The organism is Rhizobium leguminosarum bv. viciae USDA 2370 (assembly GCF_002008365.1).
GTDB lineage: Bacteria > Pseudomonadota > Alphaproteobacteria > Rhizobiales > Rhizobiaceae > Rhizobium > Rhizobium leguminosarum.
The window spans coordinates 104,936-126,990 of record NZ_MRDL01000032.1 but is presented as its reverse complement, the minus strand read 5'-3'; the positions used below and the strand labels follow the sequence as shown (position 1 = coordinate 126,990).

The window sequence follows — 22,055 nt, the reverse complement described above, 5'->3', positions numbered from 1 at the left end:
GAAGGGTCGAAGCAATGCGCAAGTCGAATCTCCTAATTCTCTTGTTATCTTCCACGGTTTTAACGGTGGGCGTCGGAGCGGCTTCGGCGCAGGAGCGGCATGCATACTTCGGGCAGACCCACCAGCACACGAGCTGGTCATTGGACGCTTACATCATCGGCAACACGGTTACCGGACCGGAAGAGGCCTACCAGTACTCGATGGGCCAGACCATCAAGCATCCGGCCGGGTTCGACGTTAAGATCAAGACGCCCCTCGATTTTCAGGGTGTGACCGATCACTCGGAATATGTCGGCGTCATCAGGCTTGCTAACGATCCCACGTCTCCGGTCAGCAAACTGCCGATCGCGGCGAAGTTGAAGGTGACCAAAGATAATCCTGCCACGAAGATTTTCTCGTTTCTGGCGGACAGCATAGCCAGCGGCAAGCCGCTCTCCGAGCTGGTGAACCCGGAACTTACTGGTTCTATTTGGAAGCAGAACGTCGCCATCGCTGACAAGTACAACAAACCGGGCCAGTTCACTGCATTCTGCTCGTACGAGTGGACATCAATGCCCAATAACCAGAACATGCATCGCAACGTTTTCTTCAAGGACTGTGCGAAGGTGCCGCCCGCGCCGTTCTCGGCTCTCGAGTCAGACCATCCGGAAGACCTCTGGACCTGGATGGACGGTCAGCGAAAGGCCGGAAACGAGGTGCTGGCCATCTCCCACAATGCGAACCTGTCGAACGGCATCATGTTTCCCACCGATGTCGACAGCAAGGGCAATCCGCTCGACGCCGCCTGGGCGCAACAACGAATGACCAACGAGCCGTTGACGGAACTCAAGCAGGTAAAGGGTGCGTCTGAAACTCATCCCGATCTCTCGCCGAATGACGAGTTCGCCAACTTCGAGATCATGAACTACCTGATCGGGATCGATAACAGTACGGCTAAAATTCACGGCAGCTATGCCCGTGAAGCCTACGAGAACGGTTTGGCCCTGCAAGCGACCCGCGGCTACAACCCTTACAAGTTCGGGGTGGTCGGTGCTGGGGACTCGCACAACACGGTCACGGCCTATTCGCAGTCGAACTTTTTCGGCGATCATGGCCTCATCGACGCGACCCCTGCCGCCCGACTGGCGGGTACGGTCGCGTCGGGAATGAATGTCCTCGAAACAGGAACCTCTGGTCTGACCGTCGTCTGGGCGGAACAGAACACCCGCGACTCCATCTTCAATGCCATGCAACGCAAGGAGGTCTACGCCACCAGCGGCGTGCGCATCCAGGCACGGATGTTCGGCGGCTGGGATTATGACAAGGGTGTTCTCGCCAATGCGGATTGGGCGAAGACCGCCTATGCCAGCGGTGTGCCGATGGGCGGCGATCTTCCTGCCGCCGACGACAAGGTTCCTTCCTTCATCGTGTCGGCGGTGAAAGACCCCGACGACGGCAATCTCGATCGCATCCAGATCGTCAAGGGCTGGACGAAACAGGGACAGATATTCGAAAAGATATTCGACGTCGCCTGGGCTGGAAACCGCCAGCCCGATCCGGTCACCGGGAAACTGCCACCGATTGGAAGCACGGTCGATATCACAAAGGCGACCTACACCAACGACATCGGCGCGGTGGAACTGAAGGCCGTATGGACAGACCCGGAGTTCGACCCCAGCCTGCACGCCTTCTACTACTCGCGTGTTCTCCAAATTCCGACACCGCGCTGGAGCACATATGACGCCGCCAAGCTCGGCATACTTCCGCCCAGCAGCGTGGCCGCGACGGTTCAGGAGCGCGCGTGGACGTCGCCGATCTGGTACACGCCGACGCCTGCTGCCGTCGCCAAGGCGGAGCGCGGCCTAACCGTCGAAGACCTGACCAAGGCAGGAGCTGTCGCGCTCACAGATGATCGACTGAAGAAACTCGTCGTTGGCAAGACGGCAAAAGTTCGCAACAGGGTGACCGGGAAGACTTTCGATGTTCTGTTTGGGGAGCATGGACAACGCGTCATCACCGAGTTGAACGGTGGCGCGCCGAGCGCGGACGACGTCTTGCAGATCATGCATCCGAGCACCTCTGGATCGACGGCCGACTACGAGATCAAGAATGGCCACATCATCACCAAGATCGACGGGAGCCCGTTCGAGCTGACCGTCTACACATCGGGAGATAAATTCGTGGCCGCCAGAAGCAATGAATTCGGCTACGCCAACTATGAAGTCCAGGCCGTCATTCAGTAAACGGAGGCAGTCGCTGTGGAACTGTTTCCCATCGCACCTGAAGCCAGTCATGTATGGATAAGGGAGTCGCCAATGAGCGGGTGGCGGCGAGTCCTCCGCGAACCGCTGCTCCATTTCCTCGTCGTTGGTGCGGTCCTGTTCGGCGCATACCACCTGCTGACGCCGTCACAGGAAGAGGCGGCGAATACGCACCAGATCGTTCTGACGAAGGACGACCTGCGGCAACTGGCGATCAGTTGGCTGGCGCAGGGACGGTCGTCCCCGACACCCGAGCAGATTCGCGGTCTTGTCGACCAGAAGGTGACGCAGGAAATCCTCTTCCGGGAAGCCGTAGCCCTCGGTCTTGACCGCGACGACGAGGTGGTCAAGCGCAGACTGGCGCAGAAGATGGACTTCCTCGCCTCGGATGTTGCCTCCATGCAGGAACCGACGGATGCCGATCTGAAGGCATGGTTTGACAAGAACGCGGAGACCTTCGCGCTACCCGCCCATGCTACCTTCCGCCATCTCTACTTTTCCACGGACAAACACGGGAGGGGTACCGAGGGGGTCGCGGCGGCAGCTCTAGCTCTGTTGGGAGGAAAATCACCCGACTCCAGTGAAGTTGCAGCGGTCGGCGACCCCTTCATGTTCCAGAACCACTATGGCGACGCCACCCCCGACCAGATGGCGAAGGAATTCGGGCCTGAGTTCTCCAAGGCGCTGTTCCAGCTTCCAGCGGGCAAGTGGGTTGGTCCCGTTAAATCAGGTTACGGGTGGCATCTCGTCTGGATCGATTCCATCGAGCCGGGGCGCATCCCGACCTACGCTGAGGTAATGCCCAACGTGAAGGCCGGCTGGGTTCGGGACCAGTATCAAGAAATAAAGCGCACCTCCCTGGAGGAGACGCGGTCCCGCTATTCTGTCATTGTTCCCCCAATCGAAGCAGCAGACTTCCAAGACTTGCAGGTTCCCCCTGGGTACAATCTGGGACTTGAGGTGTCGGCACAATGAACGTCCGGCGAATAGTGGCAACGATATTCCTGGCTGTCACTGCGGCCTTCCTGGCGCAAGCTGGGCTGGCTACAGCACATGAGATACGACCCGCCTATCTTCAGATCGACGAGATGACGGCCAACCGCTTCAAGGTCGTCTGGCGCACACCCCTGCTTTCGGGCATGCGTCTTCCCGTGGCCTTGCGGTTCCCCGACAGTGTTCGCAACGTGACGCCACCTGCCGAGCGCGAACTTCCGGATTCTCTTGTGGAGAGCCGCGTCGTCGAAACGGTGGACGGGAGCCTTGCGGGCAAGCGCGTCGAATTCGTAGGTCTGCAGGCAACGATTACCGACGTGCTGGTGCGTACCCGCCTGCTGGACGGGGCCGTGATGACGGCCATGATCCATCCGTCCCAGCCGTGGGTCGACGTCGCGGCTCGACCTGGACGGCTCGATGTGGCGAGGATATTCATCGTGCACGGTATCGAGCACATCCTTTTTGGCTACGACCATCTTCTCTTCGTCCTGGCGCTGATGTTCATCGTACGAAGCTGGCGGGCGCTTTTGTGGACGGTGACGGCGTTTACCGCGGCGCATTCCATCACACTGACGCTGGCAACCCTTGGCTTTGTGCACGTTCCCGGGCCGCCCGTGGAAGCCGCGATCGCGTTCAGTATCCTGCTGCTCGCCTGCGAGATCATTCGTATTCAGAATGGGCAGGCCAGCCTCACTGCGAAACGCCCTTGGCTGGTCGCCTTTGCGTTCGGGCTGCTGCACGGGCTGGGGTTCGCGGGGGCACTGTCTGAACTGGCCCTTCCTTCAGGGGACATTCCGCTTGCCTTGCTGTTCTTCAATGTAGGCGTCGAGATCGGGCAGTTGATGTTCATCGCCACTGTGATCGGGTTAATCGCGTTGGTGAGGCAGACGAGATATCCGGAGTGGCTGGGACGGAATGCCTTCACGACGGCGACATACGCAATCGGTGCGATGTCGGCATTCTGGTTCGTCGAGCGGGTGGCTGCGTTCTAAATCGGGAGCCGAATACGTCATGAGCGCCTGATGTCAGGCGACATATACGAATGGATAAAAACGGATGGGGAACGGTGTTGGATTCGTAAAGCGCGCCTTCGAGAAGCGCGACAAAGTCATTGATGAACTCGCCGCGCGCAATGAGGGGTTTCGCGACCTCTGCGACGACTTCGAAATTGCCAACAATGAAGAAGAGCGATGGAGGCAATCAACCGCTCCAGAGCGCGACGAGCGTATCGCCGAGTATAAGGAACTGATCGAGGCGACGCGATCAATGAGGCGCTGTCAACGACTTTCGCAGTTTCGCCTGATCGCCTGTTCTCGGTTGGGGCCGGTGAGGAATGGCCGATCGAGCCCGGTCACCCGGAGTCTGCCGACAACAGGCGCGTTCAATTGATCAATCTAGGGCTCCTGAAATAGGGAGTGGTCATAATCAAACTGGAGGATGTATGATGCTAAGACTCTCAGCAATAAGCATGATCGCCGTCGCGGCGAGCCTTCTAGCGGCATCGCCTGTCTTCGCGCAGGACGCCATTTCGGCTCCAGCGGAAAAGACGATAGGAGCGACCAAGTCAAAAATGGTGCCGTCGCTTGCCGTGCTGAATTCCGGTGGGGCGAAGCTCGAGGGTGGCAAGCTAACGATGAGTGGCATCTCGGCGGTGTCGATCGTGTTTGCCGACCGCCCGGTCCGATCGGCGGGCCACGTGCTGACCTCCGAGTTCATCAAGCAATGGGGTGAGGGGCCCGACAGCTTCGCGAAGGACCCACCCAACGCGACGATATCGGTACTCAGCGCCAAGGGTGATTCCGTTGCCGACGCGGTGGTCGTCCTGAAAATGCCGAAGCTTGAGGGCGGAGACCTGACGTTCGACGTAGCAGTGCTCGAAGGGGACCTCGCCGGAGCCGATGGGCCCGCATCGCTGTTTATCGACTGGTTCGCGGCACGTGGTCCCTATGGGGGCGTCGCCGTGGGAGGCGCTGGGTTCCGCGCGCCGGTTTGGCGTGGCGGATGGTACGCCCATCCAGGCGCGTACTATGGGGCGGGCGTCGTGGCGGGGGCGGCGATTGGTGCGGCCGCTGCGGAGCGACGTTATTACCCGCCTCCGGCATGTGGCTATTATCCGTATCCGCCCTGCTACTAGCACTCAGGGCAAAGTCCATGCTCGCGCTGGGTTCGGTCGTGGGACGCTCGCACGACGCGTCCCACCGCAGGCTGATCACTGAGGACGCAAACGATTGGACCATCTCACCCACCCGAATCCAGTTCTGGAGATTCTTGTAGGCACCGTGTTTTTGATCGTTGTGATCTTTGTGCATGGCGTCGGAATCCGAAGCATCGGGCTTCAGTTCAGCAAGTCATGGGCACACGTCACCCCAGCCACGCCGCATTGGCGGCTGAATTTGATGCTCGCCGTAACAATCGCCGCGCTAGCGGTTCTGCACTTCGCGGAGACTCTTATTTGGGCAGTTCCCCTGTATGTCAGGGACATTATCCCTTCGATGCGCGATAGCTACTACTACGTCCTCGAAAGCTATACCACTCTCGGCGAGGGCAACGTCACTCTTCCAGACCGATGGCGTCTGCTCGGTCCTATCATCGGTATGTCGGGCCTGTTCACCTTCGGTTGGACTGGAAGCGTTCTCGTTAGCATCATGACCGATTTTGGCAAGTTCGACCGACTGCAGGCGAGGCGGGAGCGAGTGGAGGAGGGCAAGACGGAGTTGTGAGCAGGCTCGGTCTTCGCGATACGCCTGCACGTTCTCGCCGTCGGCAACGCTACCCGCCCACTCTCCGCCGCCATTCTTTCTGACCAGTGATGCGAAGCGCTTCATGCAGTATGTGTGAAGTCGATCAAGCGCGGCGTGCGGCTTCTTGGCGTCGAGGTCGCGGCGGATTGATGCCACGAGTTCGTCGAGTGTTTCACTGGGTTCGAAAGACTCGATCACCGAGCTGTCGATGTCCTGGCTTACCCCTTCGAACCTGCCAACGGTGATGAAATAGCTGGCCTCGAGCACCTGATCAGCGGGCGTCGTCGCACGGGTGGCGATGGAGCTGCGATAGTTCCAGAGTTCGCGGAGCAGCTTCGCAATTAAGGACGCCGGGGGGCGCTCAATGAAGGACCTAAGGCGCTTCGCTTTCGACGTGCCGCGCCCGTTGAAGAGGCGGCCTTCAGTCTCTGGGTCGATGCCCAGTCTCTCATAGAAGAAATCGTTGAAGGTCCGGTCCGAAAGATCGAGGACGTAACCTTGGCCCATTTCAAGGGCTAGCTCGAGCTTCTCCCTTTAGGCGCGCGGGATAAGCTGTTCGTAGGTGCGGGTCATGAGCTCTGGAACTCAACGACTACGGTTTCGGAAACAACAACTCTCATCGTCCTCCCCTCGCGGCTGTACGACAGCCAGTTCGGCGCAAGGCAAGCCTGCGATAAATCGTCAAGAAAACAATGGTTTAACTTGCGGTTGCAGAGTTGCTCAAGGGTATTTGACGAAAGGCACATACTTGAGCAAAGGTATGTGAGGAAACAACCAGACGTACCTGACGCCTCCACTGAAAAAACTCTACGATTTCAAATGGGTACGTGTCAAAGGTATGTGACGAACCACATCTGAGATCAGAGGGACCCATGTGACCACGGCAAATTACATCACCCTCAGCATCGACGGCGTCGAACCCGAGTTCGGCGCCCCGGAGCCCGGCCGGATCATCTCGGGCGATCCGCATTTCCGTACCTGGAATCTGGAGGAGGCCGAAGGCGGCCTCTATTCCGGCATTTGGGAGGCGACACCGGGCAAGTGGCGGATCGTCTACGAGGAGTGGGAATATTTCAGCCTGCTGTCCGGCCATTCGATCGTGACGGAGGACGGCGGTGAGCCGGTTCATCTGAAGGCGGGCGACCGGATGATCCTCAGACCCGGCTTCAAGGGAACGTGGGAAGTCGTTGAAACGACTCGCAAGGATTATGTGATCAAGGTTTGAGCGGGCCAGAAAATCGACGTTGACGATTCCGCGCTTGTCCCGATTTGCGGCGATGATGGCCCGTCTTTCAGCGAATGGCCGCGCCTGTTTCCGGGATAGAACGCTTTTAACCATTCCCATTAATCGTGCCTACATCGTCAAATGCTAAACCTTATCTGCAGCGCATTGCGGACATGATGTCTCCTGCCGTCCCACAGACATGGCCTTGCAATTAATCTTTTCGGAATTTGCATGTCGTCGAATCTTGCAGGTCGGCACGTTCGGACCCAGACGTCTTCCATCATCGCGACAACGGTCTGCTTCCTTGTCGTCGCCCTCGTCCTGACTGGCCTTGTGGCACACGTCGTCGTCACGATGACCCGGTCGGCCAACGAGATCGATGATGCCAGGGCCAGTCGCGCCGCCCGCGCGGCAATCGGTGCGTTTGTGGCTCGCCTCGGCGCGACAACGACTGATAACGCCGTATGGGACGATGCCTATAGCGCGATCTCGTCTCCCACCGCCGCGGATTGGGCCTATGAGAATTGGGGAAAGACCAGCGAGGATTACGCGCTTTATGACGGTGCGATAGTGACCGGCCCTGAGCGGTCTTCGGTCGTCTCGGCCTATGCCAAGGGCAAGCCCTTCCAGCCGGGCACGTTTTTCGGGGAAGCCTTTTATCAGCAGATCAATGCGGCTGCAGATCCGGCGAAGGCGCCGGTGGTCAATTTCATCAAGACCGAAAGCGGTATAGCGCTGATCGCCTCGCAGGCGATCCAGCCGTTCGACGCCGCCGTCGAGGTTCCGAAGTTCAGCGTGCTGACTTTCTACAAGGAGTTTACGTCGGAGGTTCTCGACACTCTCTCCAACGAACATGAACTCGAGGGGCTGAGCCTCGAGACGACGCCCAAGCCGGGATCCCTGAATACGCCGATCACCGACATGAAGGGAGCCGTCATCGGCTATCTCGTTTGGCCCAGCAAAGCGCCCGGAAGCGCCGTGTTTCATCAGGTCTATCCTTATCTTGCAGCTTCTACCGTCATCCTTTCGCTATTCTTGATCGGCGTTCTGTTGGTTGGGGCCTCCGAGGCGCGGCGCCTGCGCCAACTGGCGCAAACAGCGCTTTTCGAAGCGGGCCATGACAGCTTGAGTGGCCTGTTGAACAGACATGGGCTTCTCAACCTGCTGGCAGAGCTGGATAATTCTGGCTCTCCGCCACCCCGGCTCTATTTAGTCGACCTTGATGGCTTCAAGGCCGTCAACGATGCCTGGGGGCATGCGGTGGGGGACGATTTGATCCGGTTGGTTTCGAAGGCGCTGACAGGCTGCCACCCCGAAATCATTGCCGTGGCGCGGCTCGGGGGCGACGAATTTGCGCTGGTACACATCGGTTCTGCCCCGTGCGGAGAGATCGAAAAGACGATTTTGGCACTGTTTGCCGAGCCCTTCAAAATCGACGGGCGAACGATCGAAATTGGCGCAAGCATCGGAGCCGCTGCTCGCAACGGCGACGTCCCGCCCCTGGAGCTTCTCCGCAGAGCAGACATGGCCCTCTATCGGGCCAAGGCAAATGGCAGAGGCCAGGCAATCGAATACGATCCCGAGCTGGACCGGGAACGCCAACAGGTCGCCGAACTGGAGGGCCTGTTGAAGAGCGCCATCAACAGCGGCGCAATCGAAGCCGTTTTCCAACCTCTCGTCTCGGCTTCGACCGGCGCTGTGACTGGTCTTGAAGCACTGGCGCGCTGGCGAACTGCAACCGGAAACATCAGCCCGGAGATTTTCATTCCTCTTGCCGAGAGGTGCGGCCTCATCGATGCCCTCGGCGTTCACATGCTGAGAACATCGATCGAGCATGCCAAGAGCTGGCCCGATCTGGCATTGTCGGTGAACGTTTCGCCAATCCAGCTCTGCAATCCGGAATTTGCCGCAGAAGTGATCTCGGTCCTGCAGGAGCTTGATTTCAATCCAAACCGCCTGACATTGGAAATCACCGAAGGTGTTCTGATGACCAATCCGGATCAGGCCCGGCGGTCGATAGACCAGCTCAAACGCGTCGGCATTAAGTTCGCGCTCGACGACTTTGGCTGCGGCTACGCAAGCATTGGCGCCTTGCGGCAGTTCGGGTTTGATCGCATGAAGATCGACCGCTCGCTCGTGTGGGCTCTCGACGAAGGTGCAAATGGCGCCGATGTTCTTCGGGCAACCATCTCGCTCGCGACCGCGCTGCGGATTCCGGTTACCGCGGAAGGTATCGAGACTACCCGCCAGGCGGCGATCTTGCGCGATGCCGGCTGCGACCAGCTTCAAGGATATCTGATTGGAAAACCTATGTCGGCATATGACATATCCAGTAAACTGGAAGAAGAGTCAGCCGCATGATGCCGCCAAGATCGTGGCAATATGCTCGGTATTGATGGCTTGTCGCCGGCGTTCCAGCAGAGCGGTGACCGCTGAACACGGCTCCCTTTCATTCGCTGCCCGATGTCCTGACCGTTAACCTGGACCGGTTGCCCTCTGCAGCATTTCAAAAGCCGCGCGTGCCGTGGCGCTTCGCCCCGAGGTGCTTCTCCTCGACGAGCCGACCTCCGCCCTCGACTCGATCTCGACCGCCAAGGTGGAAGAGCTGGTCGCCCAGCTGAAGACGGAGTTCACCATCGTCATCGTCACCCACAACATGCAGCAGGCAAGCCGCATCTCCGATAACACCGCCTTCATGTATCTGGGCGAGCTGGTCGAATACGGCCCGACCGCTGAGATTTTCCAGTCGCCGAAGGTCAAGCGTACGGAAGACTACATTACCGGACGTTACGGTTGATCCTCGCGCGGTGGATCACCTCTGCGAGGGATGGATCACCACTGCAAATCCAGCCGGTCCAGCCCGTGGAAATGGTAGACATCCTTGACCACCGGCGTCTTCGCTAGCCTCAGGCCGGCAAGCCGCTCGAACAGGATCGGCAGCACGACGTTGAGCTCCAGCCGCGCCAGCGGCGCGCCGATGCAGAAATGGATGCCGGCGCCGAAGGAGAGGTTCGCCGCCTCGTTACGATCGGGCCGGAAGGTCAGCGGATCGGTGAATTTTGTCGGGTCGAGATTGGCGGCGGCGAGGATGAGGCTCACCTTGTCGCCGCGCTTGAAGGAGACCCCATCGATTTCCGCAGGCTCCAGCGCCCAGCGCTGGAAGATGTGGACCGGCGCGCAGATGCGCAAGGTTTCCTCGACGGTGCGCTCTGTCGTCGCTTCGTCCCGGAAGAGTTCTGCCGGATCGCAGCCGCTGTCGAGGATGGTACGCACGGAATTGCCGATCTGGTGCACGGTCGCCTCGTGCCCGGCATTGAGCAGCACGATCGTCGTCGACACGAGCTCCTCATCGGTCAGATACTGGCCCTTGTGCTCGGTATGGATCATGTGGGTCAGCAGGTCGTCACGCGGTTCGGCGCGGCGTTCTGTGATGACCGTTTTGACGTAGTCGGAAAATTCCTTCGCCGCCCGCTCGGCCTCCTCCTCCTGCTCGCGCGTGCGGCCGAACATGTACATGCGAACATAGGCGTGCGACCAGGTAAGCAGTTGCGGTCCCATCTCTTCGGGAATGCCGATCATGCGGGCGATCATGGTCACCGGGATGATGTCGGCAAAGGCCGAGAGTAGCTCGACCTCACGCTTCTCCGCGAAACCGTCGATCAGCCGGTTGGCGAGTTCGGCAAGCTCCGGTTTCATCTTCTCGACATGGCGGGAGACGAAGGCGCGGTTGACGAGCGTGCGCAGCCGCGTGTGCTCCGGCGGTTCGAGTTCGAGCAGGGAATAACGTTCCGAGAGATCGAAACTGGCAAGATGCGGCATCGGCTCGGCAAGGCCGAGCTCCTCGCGGCTGGCGATATGCAGGATCTGCCGGCCAAAGCGGCGGTCGCGCAGCAGGCCGTTTACATGGTCGTAACCCGTGAAGAACCACTGCTTCTGCTCACTCCAGTAGAAGGTCGGGCAATGGGCGTGAAGTGCGGCATAGACGGCATTCGGGTTGCCGTAGAAGGCCGGATTGCGGCCGTCCAGCGAGACATGGCGGTTGGCGCGGTCGATCGAGAGAAAGGATGGGATCATCATGCCACGAGGCTTATCGGATTTGCCGAGCCTCGGAAAGATGCGGGGTGAGGGACCCAGGACTACCCGGCCCGTGACAGCGTACCCATGCGTCGCAGCGCCTCGACCTGGTCGTCGACCGTCGGCACGAGTTCGCCGGCGGTGCCGCTCGGCGTGGCCGGTGCCGGGGCAGCGGCCTCCGCTTCGCCGAAGGTGACCGTGCAGTTGCGGCCGGCCGCCTTCGCCGCATAGAGCGCCCGGTCGGCGGCCGAGATCAGTTTGTCGATATTGGCTTCGATCGAGGAGGCAAGCGCGATGCCGATGCTGACCGTGACCGGGACGATCGCTTCGCCGGTGCTGACGGGAAGACGGCAGAATTCGGTGCGGATCGCTTCGGCGATCGCCTCGGCTTCCGTCTGGTCCGTGACCGCGGCGAAGGCGGCGAATTCTTCGCCGCCCATGCGGCCGAAGATGTTGTTTGGAATATACTGGCGGGCCATCCGCGCGAATGCGGTCAGCACTGCATCGCCGGATTGGTGGCCGAAACGGTCGTTGACACGCTTGAAATGGTCGAGATCGAAGAGCATCACCGCGACCTGGCGCTGGTCGTCATGGGCCTTTTCCTGGATGCCGTCGAAATAGCCGAGCAGGCCGCGGCGGTTGAGCACGCCGGTCAGCGAATCAGTCAGGGTGAGCGCACGCAGGTGCCGTTCGGAGCGCTCCATGATCAGCCGGCAGGTGAACGCGAAGGCGATTGTGAGCAGGAAGGCGCTGGCCATGGCGGAGGCGCCGCCGAGATTGGTCGCTTCGATATCGCTCGGCAGCGTCAGCGCCATCATCAGCGCTGAGCCGAAGCACAGGCAGCCCTGGATGACGAACACGCCCATCAGCTTGACGCGGGTACGCTCGCGGCGCATGTCGCCGGCGGCGACCGCCATGGCAAGTGCCGTCGCACCCGTCGCTGAAGCAAGGTTATAGAGCACCACCCGGTTTGAATAATCGCTGTTGACCCAGGGCAGGAAGACCCCGGCGAGCCAGATGACCGGCGGCAGCAGCGCCCACCATTCGATCCGCTTGCGGTCGAGCGCCAGAAAACCCGCCACCCAGGCGCTCTGGCCGAGCAGGGCGATGGCATTGCCCGCCTCTATGGAAAGCACGCTGGGGATTTCGCCGCGCAGCGCGACCATCGCAAAGCCAATACCGGTCAGGAGGAAGCCCAAGCCCCAATAGAGATAGGCCTCGTTCCTGACGTTATGGCGCCAGGCGACGAACAGCACCAAAGCGAGCGTCATGGCCTCGGAACACCAGATGGCGAGACCTGTAGCAATATTGAACACGGCAGCAACCCCTTGTCTGTCGGTTCTCATCCTTGCCGAGGAAGCTCGCCAGTTCCTTAATGTCGCTGCGCTGCGGCATTGTTTCAGGCCGATATCTGCCGGTAGGCTTTCCGTTGGGTAAACGTGTATGAGCACAGTCGAATAGAGTAAGCCTTCCTTCACACTGTCATGGAGAAAAGCCGGGGGAGATCGTAGCAAGGGCTCGCCGTTAACAGGCGTTTGGGGGAAAGAGGCTGCCTGGAGCCGCCTTGCCCCGCCTTCTTAACGTTATCCTCATGCGTGTCTTGAAGAGGAGGGCCGGGACACTCTATGTAGGGGTAAGATATTTTTCTTTGATTCCCGGCGCCGGCCGGCGAGACGTTGACAAAGGACGCACATGAGAAACCCAGTCGATACCGCAATGGCCCTCGTGCCGATGGTCGTGGAACAGACCAACCGCGGTGAACGCTCCTACGACATCTATTCCCGCCTGTTGAAGGAACGCATCATCTTCCTGACGGGTGCCGTCGAAGACCATATGGCGACGCTCGTCTGCGCCCAGCTGCTCTTCCTCGAGGCCGAAAACCCGAAGAAGGAAATCGCCCTCTACATCAATTCGCCCGGTGGCGTCGTCACGGCCGGCATGGCGATCTACGATACGATGCAGTTCATCAAGCCCGCGGTTTCGACGCTCTGCATCGGCCAGGCCGCATCCATGGGCTCGCTGCTGCTGGCTGCCGGCCACAAGGACATGCGCTTTGCCACGCCGAATTCCCGCATCATGGTGCACCAGCCCTCGGGCGGCTTCCAGGGGCAGGCCTCGGACATCGAGCGGCACGCCCGCGACATCCTCAAAATGAAGCGCCGCCTGAACGAGGTCTACGTAAAGCACACCGGCCGCACCTACGAAGAAGTTGAAAAGACGCTCGATCGTGACCATTTCATGGATGCGGACGAAGCCCAGAGCTGGGGCGTGATCGACAAGGTTCTGACGTCGCGCCTCGAAATGGAAGGCGAACAGGCCTAGTAATTAATAGGGATGGTGTTTTTGTCGCCACAGTTCTATCCCATTTGTGATTGAACAGGGGCTTTCATACGGCGACGAAGACGCTAATAGTAACTATTAATGCTATGTTGAATTTTTATGACATAGCATTCGGCATTCGAAGGGGAATTCGTTGCCGCCGGAACCCGGACATGATTGGTTGGGCCCGGTTCGTACCCCCTGAAGCCCTTCTCGGCAAAGGCTCCGGAAACGGAGTGCCGCCAGGAGCTGATAGAGTGGACCGCGATTTCGCCTTGAAATGCGGCGTGCTGGAAGGAAAGTGATATGAGCAAGGTCAGCGGCAGCAACGGCGGCGACTCCAAGAACACGCTTTATTGTTCGTTCTGCGGAAAGAGCCAGCACGAAGTCCGGAAACTGATTGCCGGACCGACCGTCTTCATCTGCGATGAATGCGTCGAATTGTGCATGGACATCATCCGCGAGGAGAACAAGTCTTCGATGGTCAAGTCCCGTGACGGCGTTCCGACGCCCCAGGACATCATCAAGGTCCTCGACGAATACGTCATCGGCCAGCGGCAGGCGAAGAAGATCCTGTCGGTCGCCGTTCACAACCATTACAAGCGCCTGGCGCATGCCTCCAAGAACGGCGAAGTCGAACTGGCGAAGTCGAACATTATGCTCGTCGGCCCGACCGGCTGCGGCAAGACCTATCTTGCCCAGACGCTCGCCCGCATCATCGACGTTCCCTTCACCATGGCCGATGCGACGACGCTGACAGAGGCCGGTTATGTCGGCGAGGATGTCGAAAACATCATCCTGAAGCTCCTGCAGTCGGCCGACTACAACGTCGAGCGTGCGCAGCGCGGCATCGTCTACATCGACGAAGTCGACAAGATTTCGCGCAAGTCCGACAACCCGTCGATCACCCGCGACGTCTCGGGCGAGGGCGTGCAGCAGGCACTGCTGAAGATCATGGAAGGCACGGTCGCTTCCGTTCCACCGCAGGGCGGCCGCAAGCATCCTCAGCAGGAATTCCTGCAGGTCGACACGACGAACATCCTGTTCATCTGCGGCGGCGCCTTTGCCGGCCTCGACAAGATCATCTCTGCCCGCGGCGAGAAGACCTCGATCGGCTTCGGTGCGACCGTCAAGTCGCAGGATGACCGCCGCGTCGGTGAGGTCCTGCGCGAACTGGAGCCTGAAGATCTGGTCAAGTTCGGCCTCATCCCTGAGTTCATCGGCCGTCTGCCGGTTCTGGCGACGCTTGAAGACCTCGATGAGGACGCGCTGATCCAGATCCTCTCCGAGCCGAAGAACGCGCTGATCAAGCAGTATCAGCGCCTGTTCGAGATGGAAGACGTGGAACTGAACTTCCACGAGGATGCTCTGCGCGAAATCGCCCGCAAGGCGATCGTGCGCAAGACCGGCGCCCGCGGCCTTCGCTCGATCATGGAGAAGATCCTGCTCGACACGATGTTCGAATTGCCGACGCTGGAAGGGGTGCGCGAGGTCGTCATCTCCGAGGAAGTGGTGCGCGGTTCGGCCCGTCCGCTTTACATCTATGCCGATCGCCAGGAAGAAAAAGCCAACGCTTCGGCGTGAGCTTGGGCTTTCGTGTGATTATTTTGGGGGCTTGCCATAGGCAGGCCCCTTTCTATTTGAAAAACCATGCGAAGCGCTGCTAGTATTTGCCGGTGGGAACCGACATTGCCTTTGCCGATGTTGCGCAAGGGGTAGTGCTTGGCAATCATGCAATGATTCCGTAAGTCTCTTGCTGGCGTTTGTATTTTAGCCGGGTCGGAAGTGGTAAGCGCCGGTCCAGCCACGCGCTTCATAGTGTTGGCGTTCCGTTGTAATAAAGCTGTCACATCCGAGGGACGCGGGCGTTTGCGTGGCTTGAAAAGCGTAGTCAGAACCTCCACTTGTAGCAACAAGTGAGAGTGCCGGCCGGTCCCAAGCGGCCGTGCAAAGAGCCCGGCAACGGGACGATGGAAAGGACATAAAATGACGAAGAAAACGTCTGTAGCGAGCAGCACTGCCTACCCTGTTCTGCCCCTGCGCGACATCGTGGTTTTCCCGCATATGATCGTGCCGCTGTTCGTAGGACGGGAAAAGTCGATCCGTGCGCTCGAAGAGGTCATGGGTTCCGACAAGCAGATCATGCTGGTAACGCAGATCAACGCCAGCGACGACGATCCGGATCCTTCCGCGATCCACAATGTCGGCACCGTGGCGAACGTGTTGCAGCTCTTGAAGCTGCCCGACGGCACCGTGAAGGTTCTGGTGGAAGGCCGCGCCCGCGCCGAGATCGACACCTATACCAGCCGCGAGGATTTCTATGAGGCGCTCGGCCATGTGCTCGAGGAGCCGCATGACGATCCGGTCGAACTGGAAGCCCTGTCGCGTTCGGTCGTCTCCGAATTCGAGAGCTACGTGAAGCTCAACAAGAAGATTTCGCCCGAGGTGGTCGGCGCCGCCAGCCAGATCGACGACTATTCCAAGCTCGCCGATACGGTCGCTTCGCATCTGTCGATCAAGATCACCGAGAAGCAGGAGATGCTGGAGACCACCAGCGTCAAGCAGCGCCTCGAAAAGGCCCTCGGCTTCATGGAAGGCGAGATCTCGGTCCTGCAGGTCGAAAAGCGCATCCGCTCGCGCGTCAAGCGCCAGATGGAGAAGACCCAGCGCGAGTATTACCTGAATGAACAGATGAAGGCGATCCAGAAGGAACTCGGCGACGGCGAGGAAGGCCGCGACGAGATGAGCGAACTGGAAGAGCGCATCTCCAAGACCAAACTGTCCAAGGAAGCCCGTGAAAAGGCCGATGCGGAACTGAAGAAGCTGCGCCAGATGAGCCCGATGTCGGCGGAAGCCACCGTCGTGCGCAACTATCTGGACTGGCTGCTCGGCATCCCCTGGGGCAAGAAGTCGAAGATCAAGGCCGATCTCAACAATGCCGAGAAGATCCTCGAAGCCGATCACTTCGGTCTCGACAAGGTCAAGGAGCGCATCGTCGAATATCTGGCCGTACAGGCCCGTGCCACCAAGATCAAGGGCCCGATCCTCTGCCTCGTCGGTCCTCCGGGTGTCGGCAAGACCTCGCTCGCCCAGTCGATCGCCAAGGCGACCGGCCGTGAGTATGTCCGCATGGCGCTTGGCGGCGTTCGTGACGAAGCTGAAATCCGCGGTCACCGCCGCACCTATATCGGCTCGATGCCCGGCAAGGTCATCCAGTCGATGAAGAAGGCGAAGAAGTCCAACCCGCTCTTCCTGCTCGACGAGATCGACAAGCTCGGCCAGGATTATCGCGGCGATCCGTCCTCGGCCCTGCTGGAAGTGCTCGATCCGGCGCAGAACATGACCTTCATGGACCACTATCTGGAAGTCGAATACGACCTGTCGGATGTGATGTTCATCACGACGGCAAATACGCTGAATATTCCGGCGCCCCTGATGGACCGCATGGAGATCATCCGTATCGCCGGCTACACCGAGGATGAAAAGCGCGAAATCGCCAAGCGGCACCTGCTGCCGAAGGCCATCAAGGAACATGCGTTGCAGCCGGAAGAATTCTCGGTCAGCGACGACGCCCTGATGGCGATCAGCCAGCAGTACACCCGCGAAGCCGGCGTCCGCAACTTCGAACGCGAACTGATGAAACTCGCCCGCAAGGCGGTCACCGAGATCATCAAGGGCAAGACGAAGGCCGTTCATGTGACGGCTGCCAACATCTCCGACTACCTGGGCGTCCCGCGCTTCCGCCATGGCGAAGCAGAGGGCGAGGATCAGGTCGGCGTCGTGACCGGTCTTGCCTGGACGGAAGTCGGTGGTGAGCTGCTGACCATCGAAGGCGTGATGATGCCGGGCAAGGGCCGCATGACGGTCACCGGCAATCTGAAGGAAGTCATGAAGGAATCGATCTCGGCAGCGGCTTCCTATGTCCGCTCGCGCGCCGTCGATTTCGGCATCGAGCCGCCGCGCTTCGACAAGAGCGACATCCACGTGCACGTGCCGGAAGGCGCGACGCCGAAGGATGGCCCCTCGGCCGGCGTCGCCATGGCAACCGCGATCGTCTCGATCATGACCGGCATCCCGGTGGACAGGCATGTGGCCATGACCGGTGAAATCACCCTTCGCGGTCGTGTGCTGCCGATCGGTGGTCTCAAGGAAAAGCTGCTCGCAGCGCTTCGCGGCGGCATCAAGAAGGTGCTGATTCCGGAGGAAAACGCCAAGGACCTGGCGGAGATTCCCGATAACGTGAAGAACAACATGGAGATCATCCCGGTATCCCGCATGGGCGAGGTGATCAAGCATGCGCTGATCCGGCGACCGGAGCCGATCGAATGGGACGGCACGGTAGAAACGCCCGTCATCGCAACGGTCGAAGGCCTCGATGAGACAGGCGCAACCATAGCGCATTGAGTGGCCTTTGCCACATTTACGCCCAATTGGGGCAAAACACGCAAAAAGGCTGGCGGAAACGCCAGCCTTTTTTGTGAAAACGTCATGTAGACGCTTGCTTTTCCTTGATTTGCAGGGCTTTTGGGTTTTCGGCGGGCCTGATGAAACCTATTCTGCGCCTAGCTTACTTTTGAGTCGTTTCATACCATTTAGAAAGGGGTGGAAACATGAACAAGAATGAACTCGTGTCCGCAGTAGCCGAAAAGGCAGGACTGACGAAGTCTGACGCGGCTTCCGCTGTTGACGCGGTTTTCGACGTTGTCCAGGCTGAACTCAAGAACAAGGGCGACATCCGCCTCGCGGGTTTCGGCAGCTTCACCGTTTCTCATCGTGCCGCAACGAAGGGCCGTAATCCGTCGACGGGCGCTGAAGTCGACATTCCGGCTCGCAACGTGCCCAAATTCACGCCTGGCAAGGGCCTGAAGGACGCCGTCAACGGCTGATATGATATTATCCGTCAGCCGGAAACGAGACCGGTTGTGAAGGATTTGAGAGGGGTTCGGCTTTGCCGGACCCCTTTTGCTTCTAGGAGCACTCTTGCCGCCGCGCGGGCTTTGATCTACGACATTTCTGTTCTCAGGGCGGGGTGAAACTCCCCACCGGCGGTAAGAGTTTCGGCTCGAGCCCGCGAGCGCCTTCCCTCGTGTCCAAGCGGGGGAAGGGTCAGCAGATCCGGTGCGATTCCGGAGCCGACGGTTAAAGTCCGGATGGAAGAGAATGAGTGTCGGTCGTGCGAAGGGCAGGGGTCTGTCCTGTGTCGCTTGGTCGTGGCTTATGCGTCCTGATTTATGTTGGTCCCTGTTTTGGATGAAAGACATGAATCAGACTTCCCTTGCAGTCTCGCCGTCCCGCGCCGTTGTCGGTGCACTCTGGATGGTGCTTGCCGGCATTGCTTTTTCGCTTCTCAACGTCGTCACCCAATGGCTGACGATGAAGCTTGCCTTTCCCTCGGCGTCGGCTGCCTTCTGGCAATATGGCTTCGCCTTCCTGTTTTCGGTGCCGTTCCTTAAGAGGCTCGGCCTTGCGGCGATGCGCACGCACTATCCCTGGCGTCACCTCGCGCGCGTCGCGCTTGCCGCGCTCGGCGTCGAGGCCTGGGTCGCCAGCCTTGCCGCCGTGCCGATCTGGCAGGCGATCGCACTGGTGATGACCTCGCCCTTCTTCATCATTCTGGGTGCCCGGCTTTTCCTCGGTGAGCGCGTCGGCCCGGCCCGCTGGGCCGCGACGGCGGCGGGTTTCACCGGAGCGATGATCATCCTGCAGCCATGGTCGGACGGCTTTGGCTGGGCGGCACTCCTGCCTGTGCTCTCGGCGATGCTGTGGGGCGCCTCGTCGCTGATCACCAAAAGCCTGACGGGCATTGAACGACCGGAGACGATCACCGTCTGGCTGCTCGTTCTGCTGACCCCGATAAACGGCGGGCTGGCGCTTGCGGCAGGTTTTGCAGTGCCGACGGGCGCAACCCTTGCCCTGTTCTTGCTGGCGGGGCTGCTGACCGCCGCAGCGCAGTATTTCCTGACGCTTGCCTATGCCGCAGCCGATGCCGCCTACGTCCAGCCGTTCGACGATCTGAAGCTGCCGTTGAACGTGCTGGCCGGTTGGCTGTTCTTTGGCTATGCGCCGGCGGGTTACCTTTGGCTGGGAGCGGCTCTCATCCTGTGTGCCTCGCTCTTCATCATGCGAAACGAGATGCGCCGGGAGCGCAAACCAGCCTGACGCGCTCAGGTACAAAATGTCGATTCTGTCATGCCTCTGTCATGTCGCTCCCGCAGAAAACTCCTGTTTCGAATGTTCGACACATGGGGGATTTCATGACAATTTCATCGCGCAAGGCAGCGCTTGCTGCCGTGCTTCTCGCATCCGTTGCCTTTCCTGCCACGGCCGAACCGGTTTTCAACCGCATCGCTTCCTTTCCGGTTGCGCAAAACCTGCCGGCTGACAAGGACACGCTTTCGGTGAGCTCCGCCGAAATCATCACCGCGACCGACGACGGCAACACGCTGATCTATAGCGACAGCCCGCTCGGCGCGATCGGCTTCATCGACATTACCGATGCCAAGGCTCCGAAGGCCGGCGGCGCGGTGATCATGGACGGCGAGCCGACATCGGTCACCTCCAGCGCCGACAATGCGCTCGTTGCCGTCAACACCTCCGAAAGCAAGGCGAAGCCCTCGGGCCGTCTCGCCATCGTCGACGTGGCGACCAAGAAGATCGAGAACAGCTGTGATCTCGGCGGCCAGCCGGATTCGATCGCCCTCAACAAGGATAAGACGCTCGGCACCATCGCGATCGAAAACGAGCGCGACGAAAAGGTCAATGACGGCAAGATCCCGCAAATGCCGGCTGGCGACCTCGTCGTCTTCCAGGTCAAGAACGGCACCGTCGATTGCGGCACTATCAAGCACGTGGCGCTGACCGGGCTTGCCGGCGTCGCCCCGGAGGATCCGGAGCCGGAATTCGTCGCCTTCAACAGCCTGAACGAGATTGCTCTGACGCTGCAGGAAAACAATGAGATCGTCATCATCGACGCTAACACGGCTGAAGTGAAGACGCATTTCTCCGCCGGCAGCGTCGATCTCACCGGTATCGACACCAAGCGTGACGGCGCCCTGAAATTCTCGGGCGAAGCCAAAGGCGTGCTGCGCGAACCCGACGCCGTGAAGTGGCTGGACGACAACCGCCTTGTCGTCGCCAATGAAGGCGACTACCAGGGCGGCTCGCGCGGCTTCACCATCTTCGACAAGACGGGCAAGCTTCTCTACGAATCGGGCGCATCCTTCGAACGCGCCGTCGCCCATATCGGCCACTATCCGGAAAGCCGGTCAGGATCGAAGGGCGTCGAGCCGGAAGGCCTCGAAGCCGCCAAGTTCGGGGACGATCAGTATTTCTTCCTGCTCGCCGAGCGTGCTTCGGTCGTCGGCGTCTACAAAGATACCGGCGCTGATCCCGAGCTTGTCCAGCTGCTGCCGTCCGGCATTTCGCCGGAAGGCGCGATCGCCATCCCTAAGCGCAATCTCCTCGCGACTGCCAACGAACTCGACCTCGGCAAGGATGGCGGCGCGCGCTCGCATGTGATGATCTACGAGCGCTCGGAAGGCGAAAAGGCCTATCCGCAGATCGTCTCCGCCGAGAAGGACGGCAATCCGATCGGCTTTGCAGCCCTTTCGGGTCTCGCAGCCGTTCCGGGCAAGCCGGGCATGCTCTACGCCGTCAGCGACAGCGTTCTGGGCTCGCAGCCGACGATCTACACGATCGATGCCAGCAAGAAGCCGGCCGTCATCACCGACGCCCTCGTCGTCAAGCGTGACGGCGCCCCGGCCCAGAAGCTCGACATCGAAGGCATCGCGGCTGCTGCCGACGGCTCCTTCTGGCTCGCCTCGGAAGGTTACAGCGAGCGTCTCGTTCCGCATGCCCTCTACAACGTCAATGCCAAGGGCGACATCAAGGCCGAGATTGCCCTGCCGAAGGAGCTCGTCGCCAACGAAATCCGCTACGGCTTCGAAGGCGTGACCATTGTCGGCACCGGCGACGATGCGACGCTCTGGATGGCGGTCCAGCGTGAGTGGAGCGATGACGAGAAGGGCTTCGTCAAGCTCGTCTCCTACAATCCGAAGAAGAAGGAATGGGGTGCTGTGCGCTATCCGCTCGACAAGACGGAAAGCGGCTGGGTCGGCCTGTCGGAAATCTCGGCTCAGGGCGACAGCGTCTACATCATCGAGCGCGACAACCTCGTCGGTGATGCCGCCAGGCTGAAGAAGCTCTACAAGGTCGCGATTTCAGACTTGAAGCCCGCCAAGCTCGGCGGCGAGCTACCGGTCGTCAAGAAGACCGAAGCCCACGACTTCCTCGGTGAGCTGAAGACCGCGACTAACGGCTATGTGCTGGACAAGCTTGAAGGCTTCAGCTTCGACGCATCGGGCAAGGCCTACACGGTCACCGACAATGACGGCGTCAGCGACTCCTCCGGCGAGACCCTGTTCTTTCCGGTCGATCTCGTCGGCACGAACTGAGCCCACCAAC

General features: G+C 60.0%; 15 protein-coding genes, 2 pseudogenes and 1 riboswitch. Of the genes and pseudogenes, 15 read left to right on the top strand and 2 right to left on the bottom strand.

What is annotated here, in order from left to right:
• Positions 1-14 precede the first annotated feature (14 nt).
• From BS629_RS14235 to BS629_RS14195, 9 genes and pseudogenes are all read left to right on the top strand, one after another.
• The gene (locus BS629_RS14235; RefSeq protein ID WP_018241570.1) at positions 15-2,222 is read left to right on the top strand and encodes a DUF3604 domain-containing protein; all 2,208 of its coding nucleotides are present in this window, start codon (positions 15-17) and stop codon (positions 2,220-2,222) included.
• A gap of 72 nt (positions 2,223-2,294) precedes the next feature.
• A complete protein-coding gene (locus BS629_RS14230) occupies positions 2,295-3,215 on the top strand; it encodes a peptidyl-prolyl cis-trans isomerase (protein WP_018241571.1) in 921 nt (306 codons plus the stop codon).
• On the top strand, positions 3,212-4,225 hold the full coding sequence (locus BS629_RS14225) for a HupE/UreJ family protein (RefSeq protein ID WP_018241572.1): 1,014 nt from the start codon (positions 3,212-3,214) through the stop codon (positions 4,223-4,225). The genes BS629_RS14230 and BS629_RS14225 overlap by 4 nt, the downstream gene beginning before the upstream one ends.
• A gap of 258 nt (positions 4,226-4,483) precedes the next feature.
• Positions 4,484-4,645, top strand: a pseudogene (locus tag BS629_RS39725) (OmpA family protein); the annotation flags it as partial.
• Between the two features lie 32 nt (positions 4,646-4,677).
• Complete coding sequence (locus tag BS629_RS14215; RefSeq protein WP_026188359.1) at positions 4,678-5,367, top strand: hypothetical protein; 690 nt, start codon at positions 4,678-4,680, stop codon at positions 5,365-5,367.
• 94 nt (positions 5,368-5,461) lie between these two features.
• Positions 5,462-5,953 (top strand): ion channel, encoded by a 492-nt coding sequence (locus BS629_RS40340; protein WP_047622577.1) that lies wholly within the window; start codon positions 5,462-5,464, stop codon positions 5,951-5,953.
• Between the two features lie 895 nt (positions 5,954-6,848).
• Positions 6,849-7,199, top strand: a complete 351-nt coding sequence (locus tag BS629_RS14205) for a cupin domain-containing protein (RefSeq protein WP_018241576.1) — start codon at positions 6,849-6,851, stop codon at positions 7,197-7,199.
• A gap of 231 nt (positions 7,200-7,430) precedes the next feature.
• A complete protein-coding gene (locus BS629_RS14200; protein WP_018241577.1) occupies positions 7,431-9,560 on the top strand; it encodes a bifunctional diguanylate cyclase/phosphodiesterase in 2,130 nt (709 codons plus the stop codon).
• 154 nt (positions 9,561-9,714) lie between these two features.
• Positions 9,715-9,996 (top strand): annotated as a pseudogene (locus tag BS629_RS14195) (phosphate ABC transporter ATP-binding protein); the annotation flags it as partial.
• A gap of 35 nt (positions 9,997-10,031) precedes the next feature.
• Here BS629_RS14195 and BS629_RS14190 read toward each other — a convergent pair.
• A complete protein-coding gene (locus BS629_RS14190) occupies positions 10,032-11,276 on the bottom strand; it encodes a cytochrome P450 (protein WP_018241579.1) in 1,245 nt (414 codons plus the stop codon).
• Positions 11,277-11,335: 59 nt separating this feature from the next.
• Positions 11,336-12,751, bottom strand: coding sequence for a GGDEF domain-containing protein (locus tag BS629_RS14185; protein WP_018241580.1), 1,416 nt, complete (start codon positions 12,749-12,751; stop codon positions 11,336-11,338).
• 214 nt (positions 12,752-12,965) lie between these two features.
• Here BS629_RS14185 and clpP point away from each other — a divergent pair, with 214 nt between their 5' ends.
• The 6 genes from clpP (at position 12,966) to BS629_RS14155 (ending at position 22,045) form a co-directional block, all read left to right on the top strand.
• The gene (gene clpP, locus BS629_RS14180; RefSeq protein ID WP_003547334.1) at positions 12,966-13,595 is read left to right on the top strand and encodes an ATP-dependent Clp endopeptidase proteolytic subunit ClpP; all 630 of its coding nucleotides are present in this window, start codon (positions 12,966-12,968) and stop codon (positions 13,593-13,595) included.
• A gap of 303 nt (positions 13,596-13,898) precedes the next feature.
• Complete coding sequence (gene clpX, locus BS629_RS14175; RefSeq protein WP_017963839.1) at positions 13,899-15,176, top strand: ATP-dependent Clp protease ATP-binding subunit ClpX; 1,278 nt, start codon at positions 13,899-13,901, stop codon at positions 15,174-15,176.
• Between the two features lie 402 nt (positions 15,177-15,578).
• Entirely contained in the window at positions 15,579-17,996 is a 2,418-nt protein-coding gene (gene lon / locus BS629_RS14170) for an endopeptidase La (protein WP_017959927.1), read from the top strand.
• Between the two features lie 206 nt (positions 17,997-18,202).
• The gene (gene hupB / locus BS629_RS14165; RefSeq protein WP_003558438.1) at positions 18,203-18,478 is read left to right on the top strand and encodes a DNA-binding protein HupB; all 276 of its coding nucleotides are present in this window, start codon (positions 18,203-18,205) and stop codon (positions 18,476-18,478) included.
• A gap of 125 nt (positions 18,479-18,603) precedes the next feature.
• Positions 18,604-18,758: riboswitch (FMN riboswitch) on the top strand.
• A gap of 84 nt (positions 18,759-18,842) precedes the next feature.
• On the top strand, positions 18,843-19,751 hold the full coding sequence (ribN, locus tag BS629_RS14160) for a riboflavin transporter RibN (protein ID WP_018241581.1): 909 nt from the start codon (positions 18,843-18,845) through the stop codon (positions 19,749-19,751).
• Positions 19,752-19,834: 83 nt separating this feature from the next.
• Positions 19,835-22,045: an esterase-like activity of phytase family protein gene (locus BS629_RS14155; protein ID WP_018241582.1), complete on the top strand. Its 2,211-nt coding sequence runs from the start codon at positions 19,835-19,837 to the stop codon at positions 22,043-22,045.
• The last annotated feature ends 10 nt before the right edge of the window (positions 22,046-22,055 follow it).